This window comes from Methylobacterium sp. UNC300MFChir4.1, assembly GCF_900110155.1.
Lineage (GTDB): Bacteria > Pseudomonadota > Alphaproteobacteria > Rhizobiales > Beijerinckiaceae > Methylobacterium.
In genome coordinates this window covers 173,125-187,181 of the sequence record NZ_FOCS01000006.1, presented here as the reverse complement: position 1 = coordinate 187,181, position 14,057 = coordinate 173,125, and the positions used below count along the sequence as shown (strand labels likewise).

The window sequence follows — 14,057 nt, the reverse complement described above, 5'->3', positions numbered from 1 at the left end:
GGGGGGAGAGCTGTACGCGCCGAACGCGGAGTGTTCGGGCGCCGCGGGTTCCGGGGGCGTCTCAGGCCGCTCGGTTGAATGCCCGACCACGATGATCTCCCGCGCGACGGTGGACCCGCACAGTCCTGGGTGACCTCGGCCAAACGCGCGCTCGGCACCTCCGGTTCGGTGAAGCGGATCACGACGTCCCGCGCCGTTCCGACCCGGCCGGCCATCGTCCCTGGCCGGTCTCCGAGCGGCACGATGGCGAATGCCGGCGAGATCCGCCGCCCACCCTCGCGGGTGCCCGGGACTGGCAGGCGCGCGCGTCGACGGCGGTCCGGCGCTTCGACCCGGGGATCCCCGGTCAGCGCGTCACGGGCGCGCCGGCGCTCGGGAAGAACAGCTGCTCGCCGCCGACCTTGTATCCCGCGATCGCCTGCTGGCCCTCCGGTGAGACGAGCCAGTCGATGAAGGCCTGTCCCTGCTTCGCCTTCACGCCGGGGTGCCTGTCGGGATCCACCAGCATCGCGCCGTAGGGGTTGAACAGGCTCCGGTCCCCCTGGACCAGGATGACCAGGTCGGCGCGGTTCTTGAACGCGAGCCACGTCCCCCGGTCGGCGAGGATGTAGGCGCCGAGGGCCGAGGCCGTGTTGAGCGCGGGGCCCATGCCCTGGCCGACATCCCGGTACCAGGGGCCGCGCACGGCCGCGAGATCGACGCCCGCCTCCTTCCAGCTGCGCAACTCGGCGCTGTGAGTGCCCGAGCGGTCCCCGCGCGACACGAACGCCGCCTTGCTGGCCGCGAGCTTGGCGAAGGCCTCGCGCACGCCCAGGCCGCGCACGCCGGCCGGATCGGAGGCCGGGCCGATCAGCACGAAATCGTTGTACATCACGTCGTACCGCCGCTTCGCGAAGCCCTCGGCGAGGAACTTGTCCTCGGCCGGACGGTCGTGGACCAGGACCACGTCGGCATCGCCGCGGCGCGCCGCGTCGAGCGCCTGTCCCGTGCCCAGGGCGACGACCTTCACGTCGATCCCGGACGTGTCCCGGAAGAGCGGGAGGATGTGCTTGAACAGGCCCGACTGCTCGGTCGAGGTCGTCGAGGCGACGACGATCGACACCGGTTCGGCCTCGGCCGGCGGCAGGACGCCGGCCGCGCTCAGGAGCGCGGCCAGTCCCAGGGTCAGGAGGCGGCGACGAAAGGCGTCCACGGCAATTCCCCAGCGAGGTAGGCCCGCGCCTCGGACGTCCGGGGCGAGAACAGGATCTGTCGGGCGGGACCATGCTCGACGGCGCGGCCCGAGGCCAGCACGATCGCCGCGTCGGCGAGGCGCGCCACCTGCCCGAGATTGTGTGAGACGAGCACGACCGTGGTGCCCGCCCGCGCCATCGCGGACACCAATCCCTCGACGATCTCGGTCGAGGCCGGGTCGAGGTTCGCGGTCGGCTCGTCGAGGAGGAGCAGGCCGGGGCCGACCGCCCAGGCGCGGGCCAGCGCCAGCCGCTGCTGCTCGCCGCCCGAGAGCCGCGTCGCCGGATCGCGGGCGCGCTCGGAGAGGCGGACGCGGGCCAGCGCCTCCTCCACCCGCGCGGCCCGCGCAGGACGGGGCAGGTCTCCGAGAGCCAGCGCGACGTTCGCGGCCGCGGTCGCGCGGATCAGCGCCGGCCGCTGGAACACGAAGGCCCGCCGGTGCGGGCCGACCTGCACCGTACCGCCGTCGGGCCGCAAGAGCCCGTCGACGACCCTCAGGGTGACGCTCTTGCCCGCCCCGTTCGGGCCGATGACGGCCGTGACGCTGCCCGCAGCGACCTCCAGGCAGAGACGGTCGAGCACCGTCCGACCGTCGAGGACCAGGGTCACGTCCTCGAGGCGGATGGCCGGCGTCGCGCTCATCCGTACACCCGCGCGGCGTGCCGGCGGAGCAGGGCCACGGCGACGTTCACCACCAGAACGAGGCCGATCAGCACGAGGCCGAGCGCCAGGGCGAGGCTGAGATCGCCCTTCTGGGTCTCCAGGGAGATCGCCGTCGTCATCGTGCGGGTATACCCGTCGATGTTCCCGCCGACGACGAGGACCGCGCCGATCTCCGAGATCGCCCGGCCGAACGCGGCGAGCGCGGCGGTCACGAGGGAGAAGCGCACGTCGTAGATCATCGCCGCGGCCTGACGCGGTGCGGAGAGCCCGAGGGAGCGCAGCTGCTCCCCGAGTTGCACCCGGGCGTCGGCGACGACCTGCTGCGTCAGGGCGGCGACGAGCGGGGTCGCGAGCGTCGCCTGCGCGGCGATCATCGCGGCGGGGGTGAACAGCAGGCCGAGCGGTCCGAGCGGACCGGAGCGGGACAGGACGAGGTAGAGCGCGAGGCCGACGAGCACCGGCGGCAGCCCCATGAAGGCGTTGAGCAGGCCGACCGCGGCGCCGCGTCCGGGGAAGCGGGCGACGGCCAGGAAAGCGCCCAGGGGTATGCCGAGCACGAGACCGATGCCGACGGCGGTGAGGCTGACACGCAGCGACAGCCACGCGATCGCCAGCACGTCCCGATCCAGGCTGAACAGGCGGGAGAGGATGTCCTGGAGCGTCTGCATCATGCCCCCGGGCCGGTCCTCGGGAATCGGACGAGGCGGATGGCGAGATCAGCCGTCGAGGCCGACCTCGTGACGCAGGTTCGGCGGAATGGACCTGTCATGCCTGTCAGGGGAGCGCGTGCGAATAGGCGGCGAGCATATCGCCCGGGGCGACCATTGTCGTGTCGGCGGGTCGGCCGCCGCGCCGGCCCTTGATCATCGAACCCGGATGGCGCATCGCCGCCACGATGATCCGGAATGCGTCCTCGGCGCTGATCCCGCTTCGGGAGGCGGCGATCCTGCTCAGCGGCGCGGCGGCTCCCGTCGAACCCGCGACCGTCCCGCTCGCAGCGGCGCTCGGACGCGTCGCCGCGCGAGCGGTCGTCGCGCACGCCGCCGTGCCCGCGGGCCCGACGGCGATGCGGGACGGCTTCGCGGTCGCGGCCGCCGCGGTGGGCGGCGCGTCGGCCTACGCGCCGATCTTCCCGGCGCGACCGCCGCCCTGGGTCGAGGCGGGACAGCCGCTGCCGTCGGGCACCGATGCCGTCCTACCCCCGGAGGGATTCGCGGACGGCATGGTCGTCGCGGACATCGCCCCGCGGGAGGGCGTGCGCGGAGCGGGGGAGGACGTCGCCGCCAACGCGCGGCTGATCGAGGCCGGCACCCGGATCGAGCCACTCCACCTGCTCGTCCTGGAGGCGGCCGGCCTGGAGGCGGTCGACGTCCGTCAGCCGCGCTTGCGCGTCGTCACCGCCGGGACGTCCAGCCTCGATACCGTGTCGCCCCTGCTCGGGCGTCTGATCGCGCGGGCGGGCGGGGCGACCGAGGCGGTTCGCGCCCGGGGAGTCGAGGAGATCGCCGAGGCGATCCGCGGCGGCACGGCGGACGCGGTGCTGGTGGTCGGGGGCAGCGGTTTCGGCCGCTCAGACCACAGCGCGGCGGCCCTCGCCCGCGCCGGAGACGTCCGCGCGCACGGCATCGCCCTGCGGCCCGGGGAGACCACCGCGGTCGGCTCCGCGGCCGGCAGGCCGGTCCTTCTGGTGCCCGGGCCTCCCGAGGCGGCGCTCGCCGCGTTCCTGGCCCTCGGCCGTCCGCTCATCGCGCGGCTCGCCGGCGCGCGGGAGCGCTCGCCTCGGAGGCACGTCCTCCTCCGGAAGATCGTCTCGTCGATCGGTCTGTCCGAGGTCGTCTTCGTCCGGAGCGGGTCGGACGGCGTGGAGCCGCTGGGCGGAGCCGGCCTTCCGCTCGGTCGGTTGGTGCAGGCGGACGGCATCGTCGTGGTCGAGCCGGAGAGCGAAGGCTTCCGGGCCGGCGAGGAGGTAGAGGTTTGGGCCCTGTGAGCGCCGACGCGGACCGTGACGGGGCGGCGGATTTCGTCGCGCGCCTCGCCGCGGCCTCGAGCCAGGAGCAGTTTCTCCGGGTGATGAGCCGGGACGACGCGCTCGCGCGGTTCCGGGCGGCGGTCCCGCACGCGCGCCTGCCGTCCGAGACGGTGTCGTTGGACGACGCGCTCGGGCGCGTTCTGGCCCGCGACGTCGCCTCGCCCATGGACGTCCCGCCCTTCGACCGGTCCCTGGTCGACGGATTCGCCCTGCGCGCGACCGACACGGAAGGCGCCGGGCCGGCGAGCCCGCGGCGTCTCACGCTGAACCGCGAGATCCTCGCCTGCGGCGTCGCGCCGACCGTCGTCGTCCAGCCGGGTACGGCGACGCCGATCGCCACCGGCGGCGTGATCCCCCGCGGCGCCGACGCCGTGGTGATGGTCGAGCACACGGAGTTCGACGCCCGGAGCCTCACCGTCGATGTCCTGACCGCGGTGCGGCCGGCGCAGTTCGTGGGCTATGCCGGGGCCGACATGGCCCGCGGCGAGACGGTGCTGCGCGCGGGAACGCGGATCACCGCCCGCGAGATCGGCATGCTGGCGGCGTGCGGCCTGGCGGCCGTCGACGTCACCGGACGCCCGCGGGTCGCAATCCTGTCCACGGGGGACGAGCTGGTCGCACCGGGCGAGACGCTGCCCGAGGGCGCGATCTACGATTCGAACGGCGCGATCATCGCGGCCGCGGTGACCGAGAACGGCGGGGAGCCGGTCCGGCTCGGGATCGTGCGCGACGAGGCTTCCGTCCTCGAGGCCGCCCTCCGGTCCGCCCTCCGGGACAGCGACCTCGTCGTGCTCTCGGGCGGCACGTCCAAAGGCGCCGGCGACGTCTCGCATCGGGTGCTGTCCCGCCTCGGCGAGCCGGGAATCCTGTTCCACGGCGTGGCCCTGAAGCCCGGGAAGCCGCTCTGCGTGGCGGTGGCGCAGGGAAAGCCGGTCATCGTCCTGCCGGGGTTCCCCACCTCCGCGATGTTCACCTTCCACGACTTCGTCGTGCCGTACGTGCGGGCGCTCGCCGGGCTGCCGCCGCGCGAGGACGAGACGATCGCGGCGCGGGTGTCCCAGCGGGTGCCCTCCGAACTCGGCCGCACCGAGTTCGTGATGACCTCCCTCGCCCACGGTCCCGAGGGGACGATCGCCCTGCCGCTGCCGAAGGGCTCGGGTTCGGTCACCGCCTTCTCGCAGGCGGACGGCTTCTTCGCGGTTCCGGCCGCGCGCGCCGGCGTCGAGGCGGGGGAGGGTGTCGCCGTGGTCCGCCTGGGCGCCGGCGTGCGGGCGCCCGACCTGACGATCGTCGGCAGCCACTGCATCGGCCTGGACCGGGTGGTCGGCCTGCTCGGCGAGCGCGGCTACCGCGCCCGCACCATCTGGGTCGGGTCGGCCGGCGGCCTCGCCGCCCTGCGGCGAGGCGAGTGCGATGTCGCCGCCATGCACCTCTTCGATCCCGAGACGGGCCGGTACAATGCCCCGTTCCTCACCGAGGGCCTGTCCCTCGCGCCCGGGTGGCGCCGCCTCCAGGGCGTCGTGTTCCGCCGCGGCGACGCCCGGTTCGAAGGGCGCGACGCCGCGGACGCGGTCGCCGCGGCGCTCGCCGACCCCGACGCCGTGATGGTCAACCGCAACGCCGGATCGGGCACGCGCCTGCTCGTGGACGGGCTGCTGAACGGTGCCCGGCCGGCGGGGTTCTGGAACCAGCCGCGCTCGCACAACGCCGTCGCCGCGGCGGTCTCGCAGGGCAGGGCGGACTGGGGCGTGGCCATCGCGAGCGTCGCGGATGCCTACGGGCTGGGCTTCCGCCCGCTGACGGAGGAGGCCTACGACCTCGCGTATCGCGCGGACGCGCGGGAGATGCCGGCGCTCGCGGCCTTCCTGAGCCTGCTGGGCGAGCCCGAGACGGCCGCCGCGCTGCGCGCTCTGGGCTTCACGCCCGCCGCGTGAGCCGCGTGACGCGCGCACCGTTGGCGGGCCTCGACGGAACGGGACGGACGATCCTGTCGCCCGCCGGGATGATCGACGGGGCCGTTTCGCGTAGGGACGCCTGCGAGGCGCTGGGGCCTCCAGCGAAGCGGCGGTGTGCGTTGGGCGAGGACACGAGCATCAGTTTGCGGATCGAGCTCGGCTCGGACACCCTGCTGGGACCGGGCAAGGCCGCCCTCCTGAGCGGCATCCGCGACACCGGCTCCATCGCCGCCGCGGGGCGCCGGATGGGCATGAGCTACAAGCGAGCCTGGTACCTCATCGACACGTTGAACAAGGCGTTCCAGGAGCCGCTCGTCTCCGCGAGCAAGGGCGGCCGCCGGGGCGGCGGGGCGGTCCTGACCGGCACGGGCGACGCCATCCTCGACAGCTACCTGCGCATGGAGCGGCTCGCCTCGGAGGCCGTGGCGGGCGAGCTCGACCTTCTCGCCTCGCTGATGAAGGTTGATTCGTAGGAGCGAGGCCGCGCGGAGGCGCGCCTCCGTGGGAAGCGGTCTCTCGACGGTCGGGCGTCGGCTTCGGTCTGTGCAGCCCGCTGCGTCATCGCGAGCGGAGCGAAGCGACCCAGGGCCGCGCGACATCTGTCAGCGTGGCGCCGACTGGATTGCTTCGCTCCGCTCGCAAGGACGGCACTGGGCCGATCAACCGGAAACAGCATCAGCCCGCTGCGTCATCGCGAGCGGAGCGAAGCGACCCAGGGCCGCGCGACATCTGTCAGCGTCGCGCCGACTGGATTGCTTCGCTGCGCTCGCAAGGACGGCACCGACTTGATCAACCGGAAACAGCATCAGCCCGCGAGCTCGCCGCATCAGCCCGATGTCCGCCGCCAGGGTCCGGCGGCACGCCTGGGCGCGCCGCCGGAGATCACGCCGCCTACTCGGCGGCCATGGCCGTGTGGACGGCGGAGGCCCGGGCCGCGCAGAACTTGAACTCCGGGATCTTGCCCATCGGGTCGAGCGCCGGGTTCGTCAGCAGGTTGGCCGCGGCCTCGGCGTAGCAGAACGGCATGAAGATCATGCCGACCGGCACGTCGCGGTCGGAGCGCACCTTCAGGTGGACCGCGCCGCGGCGCGTCTCCAGCTTCATCGTGTCGCCGGGCTCCAGCCCGAGCCGGTAGAGCTCCTTCGGGGCCATGAAGGCGACCGCCTCGGGCTCCAGCGCGTCGAGGACGCCGGCGCGCCGGGTCATCGATCCGGTGTGCCAGTGCTCGAGCACGCGGCCGGTCGACAGGACCATCGGGTAGTCCTCGTCCGGCAGCTCGTCCGGGGGCACCACGGCGGCAGGGACGATCTTCGCGCGCCCGCTCTCCGTGGGGAAGCCGGCGTAGAAGATGATCTCGTTGCCGGGCTGGTCCGGCGCGTCGACCGGGTAGGTCACGGCGCCCTCGCGCTCCAGGCGCTCCCAGGTGATGTTGTTGAACGACGGCATCACCATGGCCATCTCGCGGAAGATGTCGGCCGGGCCGCCGTAGTTCCAGGGCAGGCCGAGGCGCTTCCCCAGTTCCTGGATGATCCACCAATCCTGCCGCGCGTCGCCCGGCGGGGACACCACCGGCTGCGAGATCTGCACGCGACGGTCGGTGTTGGTGAAGGTGCCGGCCTTCTCGGCGAAGGCGGAGGCCGGCAGCACCACGTCGGCGTGGAAGGCGGTCTCCGTCAGGAACAGGTCCTGCACGACGAGGTGGTCGAGCATCGCCAGGGCGTGCCGGGCATGGTTCAGGTCCGGGTCGGACATCGCGGGGTTCTCGCCCTCGACGAACATGCCCTTTATCTCGCCGGCGTGGATCGCGCGCATGATCTCGACGACGGTGAGGCCCTTCTGCGGGTCGAGCTTCTGACCCCAGAACTCCTCGAACATCTCCCGCACCGCGGCCTTCTCGACCGACTGGTAGTCCGGGTAGACCATCGGGATCAGGCCGGCATCGGACGCGCCCTGGACGTTGTTCTGGCCGCGCAGCGGATGCAGGCCGGTGCCGGGGCGCCCGATCTGCCCCGTGACGAGGGCGAGCGCGATCAGGCAGCGCGAGTTGTCCGTGCCGTGGACGTGCTGGCTGATGCCCATGCCCCAGAAGATGATCGAGGACTTGGCGCGGGCGTAGAGCCGGGCGACCTCGCGCAGGGTCTCCGCGTCGATGCCGCAGACCGAGGCCATCTTCTCCGGCGTGAACTCGACGATCTTCTCTTTGAGCGCCTCGAAGTTCTCGGTGTAGCCGGCGATGTACTGCTCGTCGTAGAGCCGCTCCTCGATGATCACGTTGAGCATCGCGTTGAGCATCGCCACGTCCGAGCCGGGCTTGAACGCGAGGTGCTTGTAGGCGTGCCGCGACAGCACCTGCCGGCGCGGGTCCATGACGATCAGCTTGGCGCCGCGCTGCTTCACGGCGTTCTTGAGGAAGGTCGCCGCCACCGGGTGGTTCACGGTCGGGTTGGCGCCGATCACGATGATGACTTCGGCGTCGAGCGCCGCCGAGAACGGCGCCGACACGGCGCCCGAGTTCAGCCCCTCCATGAGGGCGGCCACCGACGAGGCGTGGCACAGCCGGGTGCAATGGTCGACGTTGTTCGAGCCGAACCCGAGCCGCACCAGCTTCTGGAAGAGGTAGGCCTCCTCGTTCGAGCCCTTCGCGGAGCCGAAGCCGGCGAGCGCCTTGCGGCCATGGGTGTCGCGGACCGTCTTGAGGCCGCCGGCGGCGCGGTCGAGCGCCTCCTCCCAGGTCGCCTCGCGGAAGTGCGTCCACGGGTTGGCCGGGTCGACCTGGTCGTTGGCGTCCTTCGGGACGTTGTCCAGGCGGATCAGCGGCGCCGTCAGGCGGTGGGGGTGGTGGACGTAGTCGAAGCCGAAGCGGCCCTTCACGCAGAGCCGGTTGTGGTTGGCCGGGCCGTTCACGCCCTCGGCGTAGACGATCTTCTCGTCCTTCACCTTGTAGGAGACCTGGCAGCCGACGCCGCAATAGGGGCACAGCGAGGTCACCTCGCGGTCGGGATAGACCGTCCGGGTGTTGTGCTCGGCGTCGAGGTAGGCGGACGGCATCAGCGCGCCGGTCGGGCAGGCCTGGACGCACTCGCCGCAGGCCACGCAGGTCGAGCCGCCCATCGGGTCGTCGAAGTCGAACACCACCTTCGCGTCGGCCGAGCGGTAGGCCATGCCGATCACGTCGTTGACCTGGACCTCGCGGCAGGCGCGGACGCAGAGGTTGCACTGGATGCAGGCGTCGAGATTGACGCTCATGGCCGGGTGGCTGAAGTCGCCGGTCCAGCGCTCGGCCGCGGGGAAGCGGCTCTCGGACACGTCGAGGAAGTCGGCCTGCACCCAGAAGTGCGATGTCGGGTCGTGCGAGGTCGCGCGCTCGGGCTGGTCGGCCACGAGCAGCTCGAGCACCATGGCGCGGGCCTTGGTGGCGCGCTCGGTCGCGGACTTGACCTTCATGCCCACGGCCGGCGTGCGCTTGCACGAGGCGGCCAGCACGCGCTCGCCCTCGATCTCGACCATGCAGGCGCGGCAATTGCCGTCCGGACGGTAGCCCGGCTCGGGCTTGTGGCAGAGGTGCGGGATGTGGGTGCCGAGGCGCTTGGCGACGGCCCAGATCGTCTCGCCGGGGGCGGCCTCGACCTGCTGGCCGTCGAATTCGAACGCGATGGTCGGGGGGGCGGTCGGCCGCTCCTTGAGATCGTGCAGGCCCGACGGCTCCGGGGCCGCCTGGCCGCCCGCCTTCGCCCCTTCCGAGTAGGAGCCGCCGGCTCCCGGCTTCGGGCCCGGCGCGGGGCCGCCCGCATCCTGCAGCCCGTCGGCCCGGATCTCGGGCTTCTCGGTCTTGTCGCCGCGCTGTTCGGGGGCGTTGCTCATGCGGCCGCTCCTGGCTCGGACATCGGGATAGAATTCGCCGGCACCGTCGGTTGCCTCACTCGGCAGCCGCGGCGCGCGGGGCGGGGAACAGGTCCGGGAAGTACTTGATGACGCTGCTGAGCGGGTTCGAGGCGGCCTGGCCGAGGCCGCAGATCGAGGCGTCCCGCATGCACTGGGACAATTCGCCCAGGAGCTCGGTGTCCCAGACGCCCTGCTCCATCAGGATGCGGGCCTTCTGGGTCCCCGAACGGCAGGGGGTGCACTGCCCGCAGCTCTCGTCCTCGAAGAACTTCATCAGGTTCAACGCGGCGCCGCGCACATCGTCCCGGTCGGACAGGATCACGACGGCGGCGGAGCCGATGAAGCAGCCGTACTTCTCCAGCGTCCCGAAATCGAGCGGGATGTCGTTCATCGACGCCGGCAGGATGCCGCCCGACGCGCCGCCCGGCAGGTAGGCCGCGAAGGTGTGGCCCTCCGCCATGCCGCCGCAATACTCGTCGATCAGTTCCTGGATGGTGAGGCCGGACGGGGCGAGCTTCACCCCCGGCTCCTTCACGCGCCCCGAGACCGAGTAGGAGCGCAGGCCGACGCGGTCGTTGCGGCCGTGGCTCTTCCACCAGTCGCCGCCCCGCTCGATCAGGTCGCGGACCCAGAACAGCGTCTCGATGTTGTTGATCAGCGTCGGACGGTTGAACAGGCCGACCTGGAACGGGAACGGCGGCTTGTGCCGCGGCAGCCCGCGCTTGCCTTCGAGGGACTCGATCAGCGAGGATTCCTCGCCGCAGATATAGGCGCCGGCGCCGCGGCGCAGGTGGATGCGCGGACCGCCCGCGGGGAGCTTCGCGATCTCGCGCGTCAGGATCTCGCGGGAGATGGGATACTCGTCGCGCAGGTAGATGTAGACCTCCGGCGCCTCGACGACGTGGGCGCCGATCAGCATGCCCTCGAGGAAGCGGTGCGGGTCGGTGTTGAGGTAGAGCTGGTCCTTGAAGGTGCCCGGCTCGCCCTCGTCCCCGTTGACCGCCATCAGCCGGGGCCCGGGCTCGCCGCGCACCGAGCGCCACTTGCGCCCCGTCGGGAAGCCCGCGCCGCCGAGGCCGCGCAGGCCGCCGTCGTCGAGCACCTTCAGGACGTCGTCGACCGGAAGGTCGCCGCTGCGGAGCCGGTCGAGGGTCGCGTACCCGCCGGCGGCCCGATAGGCCTCGTAGTCGACGTAGTCCGGGATATGGGCGTGCGTGTCGCCGGCCTCGACCGCGGCCCGCACGGAGGCGAGGTCGGCCTTGTGCAGGAAGTTGTGCCCGACCTCGACGGCGGGCGCGTGGTCGCACAGGCCGACGCAGGGCGCGCGCACGACGCGGACGGCGTCGGAGGCGAGTTCCCGCTGGAGCGTCTCCAGCAGCTCGTCGGCGCCGAACATCGCGCAGGTGATGCTGTCGCAGACCCGGACGGTCAGCCGCGGGATGGCGGCGTCACCCTCCTTCACGACGTCGAAATGCGCGTAGAAGGTCGCGGTCTCGAACACCTCGGCGAAGGCCAGGGCCATCTCGTCGGCGAGCGCCGCCAGGTGCTCGGCGCTGATCTGGCCGTAGGTGTCCTGGATCAGGTGCAGGTGCTCGATGAGCAGGTCGCGCTGGCGCGAGCGGGAGCCGAGAAGCGCCTCGATCTCGACCTTCGCCCGCGGCTCGACCTGGCGCCCCTTGGGGACGCTGCGCGCCTTGTTCCGCCCCCGGCCGGGATGCGAGAAAGTCCTGACTGTCCCCGGTGCCTCACTCATGCGGTATCTGATTTCCAACTGCTGGGACGGGTGGTCGCGGTGTCCTGAGGTCCGGTCGGGGGCTACTGGCCGCCGAAGGCCCGGAGCGGCTGGCCGGCCTCGGACCGCGGCTTCATCGTGGCCGCGCCCGTCGCCTCGTCCAGGGACGTGACCCTGGGTCCGACGACGGAGCGCAGCTCGGTCTCGAACGCGTCGAGGGCGTCGTTCAGGCGGTCCATCAGGGAGCCCGGCGCGTCTCCGGCCGGCGACGCGGCCGCCTGGGCGAGCGCGTCGCGGACCCGGCCGGCGAGCTCCTGCGTGAGCGGCGGCTTCGCGTCGGCGCAGTAGGCGTCCGTCACGATGGCGGCCCAGTCCGCCGCGGAGGAGGCGTCGCCCATGCTCAGGCCTGCGCGATCGAGGGACGGTTGAAGTCGTGCATGGCGTGCCCGTTCGGGTCCGTTGGCGTGGCGCTCGCTCGTGGCATACCAAATGGCAGCCGTTATAGCGGAGGTGTTATATCGTTTTTGAAGTCGTTTCAATTTGCGTGACGCCGGGGCCGCGCGTCCCGGCGGCGCGGCCGACGCTTGCCCTGAGCCCTCGCGCGGGGCAGTGGGAACGGCACGAGAGGGGCTGTCAGCGGTGTCCGGCATGCGCGTAATCGGACTCGCCGGGTGGAGCGGGGCCGGCAAGACCAGCCTGCTGGTCCGGGCCATCCCCCTGCTCGTCGCCCGCGGGGTGCGGGTGGCGACCATCAAGCACGCCCATCACGACTTCGACACGGACTGGCCCGGGAAGGATTCCTACGAGCACCGCAGGGCGGGCGCGAGCGAGGTTCTGATCTCGTCGGGCCGCCGCTGGGCCCAGGTCCACGAGCTGCGCGACGAGCAGGAGGCGAGCCTGGGTCAGCTCCTGCGGCGGATCAGCCCGTGCGACCTCGTCGTCGTGGAAGGGTACAAGCGGGAGCCCATCCCCAAGATCGAGGTCCATCGCGCCGAGAACGGCCGCCCACCCCTCCATCCGCTGGACACCACCATCGTGGGCATCGCGAGCGACGTCGCGTTTCCGGCCTCGGGCATTCCCGTCGTAGATCTGAACGACGCGGCGGCGGTGACGGGGCTGATGCTCGACGTGGCCGTTCCCTTCGAAGACGTCCTCGGGAGGCTCTAGCCGGATGGCCCAGCTCAGCGACGACTGCTTCGCGTTCGGCGGCCCTCTGATGACCATCGAGGACGCGCACGCGCTGTTCGGCGAGCGCCTCGCAGCGATCGTCGGCACCGAGGACGTTCCCGTCCCGGACGCCGACGGGCGCGTCCTGGCCGAGGATTGCGTCGCGCCCATCGACGTCCCGCCGTTCCCCAACTCGGCCGTCGACGGCTACGCGGTCCGTTTCGCGGACCTGCGCGCCTCCGATGCGACGATCCTGCCGGTCGGCGCGGTCGTCGCGGCCGGCGCCTCCCCCGAAGGCGTGTCGGTGGCGGGCTCGGCCGCCCGGATCTTCACCGGGGCCCCGATGCCGGCGGGGGCCGACACCGTCTTCATGCAGGAGGACGTCCAGGTCCTGCCCGACGGCCGGGTGTCCCTGCCGCTCGGGCTGAAGCGGGGCGCCAACAGCCGCGACGCCGGCGAGGACGCGGCGAAGGGCTCGACGATCATCGCGGCCGGCCGGCGTCTCCGGCCGCAGGACCTGGCCCTGGCGACCGCGGTCGGCCTGCGCACGCTGAAGGTCCGCCGCACCCTGCGGGTCGGCGTGTTCTCGACGGGCAACGAACTCGTCGAGCCCGGAGCGCCCCTGGGGCCGGGCGCGATCTACGACTCGAACCGCGTCCTGCTGCTCGCTCTTCTCCGGCGGATGGGCGTCGCGGCGCGCGACCTCGGCGTCATCCGCGACGACCCGGCGGCCCTCGCGGCCAGGCTCTCGGCGGCGGCCGCCGAGCACGACGTGATCCTGACTTCGGGCGGCGTGTCGACCGGCGACGAGGATCACGTGAAGACCGCCGTCGAGAGCATCGGGCGCCTCGTGTTCTGGCGGCTGGGGATCAAGCCGGGACGGCCGGTCGCGATGGGCATGATCGACGGCAAGCCGTTCCTGGGCCTGCCGGGCAACCCGGTGGCTGTCTACGTCACCCTGCTGTTCGTGGTGCGGCCGCTCCTCGCCCGGCTCGCCGGCGAGGCCTACGCGCCGTCGCGCGGATTCACCGTCAGGGCGGCCTTCCCCTATCGGAAGCGCGCGGGCCGCAGGGAGTTCGTCCGGGTCAGCCTCGCCCGGGACGCCGACGGCGCCTGGGAGGCCCGGAAGTTCCAGCGCGACGGCGCGGGCATGCTGTCATCGCTCACCGAATCCGACGGCCTCGTGGAGCTGGAGGATGACCGGACCGAGGTCGTGCCGGGCGACGCCGTGCGGTTCCACCCGCACGGGGCCCTCTGGTAGCGGGGCCGCGCTCAGGGCCTCACGCGACGCGGACCGCGCCCCAGCATTGCCGGGCTCGCGCATCCGTTATATCAAATCTGCTATATCGCTTGTGATGGGCCGTGCGAGCGGCCGCTCGATCGGCGGGCTTGAGCA

General features: G+C 72.5%; 11 protein-coding genes. 5 read left to right on the top strand and 6 right to left on the bottom strand.

The annotated features are described in order from the left end of the window. Positions 1 to 346: 346 nt before the first annotated feature. The 3 genes from BMY19_RS11235 to BMY19_RS11225 are packed head-to-tail and all read right to left on the bottom strand — an operon-like array spanning position 347 to position 2,567. Positions 347 to 1,192 (bottom strand): ABC transporter substrate-binding protein, encoded by an 846-nt coding sequence (locus BMY19_RS11235; RefSeq protein ID WP_100251759.1) that lies wholly within the window; start codon positions 1,190 to 1,192, stop codon positions 347 to 349. Then, entirely contained in the window at positions 1,165 to 1,875 is a 711-nt protein-coding gene (locus BMY19_RS11230; RefSeq protein ID WP_100251758.1) for an ATP-binding cassette domain-containing protein, read from the bottom strand. Before BMY19_RS11230 ends, BMY19_RS11235 begins: the two co-directional genes overlap by 28 nt. Further along, positions 1,872 to 2,567, bottom strand: a complete 696-nt coding sequence (locus tag BMY19_RS11225) for an ABC transporter permease (protein ID WP_091927623.1) — start codon at positions 2,565 to 2,567, stop codon at positions 1,872 to 1,874. The genes BMY19_RS11230 and BMY19_RS11225 overlap by 4 nt, the downstream gene beginning before the upstream one ends. Positions 2,568 to 2,791: 224 nt before the next feature. Between BMY19_RS11225 and BMY19_RS11220 the strand changes: the two genes are divergently transcribed. The 3 genes from BMY19_RS11220 (at position 2,792) to BMY19_RS11210 (ending at position 6,353) form a co-directional block, all read left to right on the top strand. Continuing rightward, complete coding sequence (locus tag BMY19_RS11220; protein ID WP_100251757.1) at positions 2,792 to 3,883, top strand: molybdopterin-binding protein; 1,092 nt, start codon at positions 2,792 to 2,794, stop codon at positions 3,881 to 3,883. Beyond that, the gene (locus BMY19_RS11215) at positions 3,880 to 5,859 is read left to right on the top strand and encodes a molybdopterin biosynthesis protein (RefSeq protein ID WP_100251756.1); all 1,980 of its coding nucleotides are present in this window, start codon (positions 3,880 to 3,882) and stop codon (positions 5,857 to 5,859) included. The genes BMY19_RS11220 and BMY19_RS11215 overlap by 4 nt, the downstream gene beginning before the upstream one ends. Positions 5,860 to 6,023: 164 nt before the next feature. Next, the gene (locus tag BMY19_RS11210) at positions 6,024 to 6,353 is read left to right on the top strand and encodes a winged helix-turn-helix domain-containing protein (RefSeq protein WP_024827492.1); all 330 of its coding nucleotides are present in this window, start codon (positions 6,024 to 6,026) and stop codon (positions 6,351 to 6,353) included. A 418-nt stretch (positions 6,354 to 6,771) separates the two neighbouring features. Here the strand turns inward: BMY19_RS11210 and fdhF are convergent, their stop codons facing one another. The 3 genes from fdhF to BMY19_RS11195 all read right to left on the bottom strand — a co-directional run bounded on the left by fdhF (position 6,772) and on the right by BMY19_RS11195 (position 11,892). Next, on the bottom strand, positions 6,772 to 9,741 hold the full coding sequence (gene fdhF, locus BMY19_RS11205; RefSeq protein WP_100251755.1) for a formate dehydrogenase subunit alpha: 2,970 nt from the start codon (positions 9,739 to 9,741) through the stop codon (positions 6,772 to 6,774). A gap of 55 nt (positions 9,742 to 9,796) precedes the next feature. Then, positions 9,797 to 11,515, bottom strand: a complete 1,719-nt coding sequence (locus BMY19_RS11200; protein ID WP_100251754.1) for an NAD(P)H-dependent oxidoreductase subunit E — start codon at positions 11,513 to 11,515, stop codon at positions 9,797 to 9,799. Positions 11,516 to 11,577: 62 nt separating this feature from the next. Then, on the bottom strand, positions 11,578 to 11,892 hold the full coding sequence (locus BMY19_RS11195) for a hypothetical protein (RefSeq protein WP_056530459.1): 315 nt from the start codon (positions 11,890 to 11,892) through the stop codon (positions 11,578 to 11,580). Positions 11,893 to 12,142: 250 nt separating this feature from the next. On the opposite strand from BMY19_RS11195, the gene mobB reads away from it, so the two are divergent. Together mobB and glp are read left to right on the top strand one after the other, a co-directional pair. Further along, positions 12,143 to 12,661 carry a molybdopterin-guanine dinucleotide biosynthesis protein B gene (gene mobB / locus BMY19_RS11190; RefSeq protein WP_042675035.1) on the top strand — a complete coding sequence of 173 codons (519 nt, stop codon included), beginning with the start codon at positions 12,143 to 12,145 and terminating at the stop codon, positions 12,659 to 12,661. A 4-nt stretch (positions 12,662 to 12,665) separates the two neighbouring features. After that, entirely contained in the window at positions 12,666 to 13,922 is a 1,257-nt protein-coding gene (glp, locus tag BMY19_RS11185) for a molybdopterin molybdotransferase MoeA (protein ID WP_056530454.1), read from the top strand. Positions 13,923 to 14,057 lie beyond the last annotated feature (135 nt).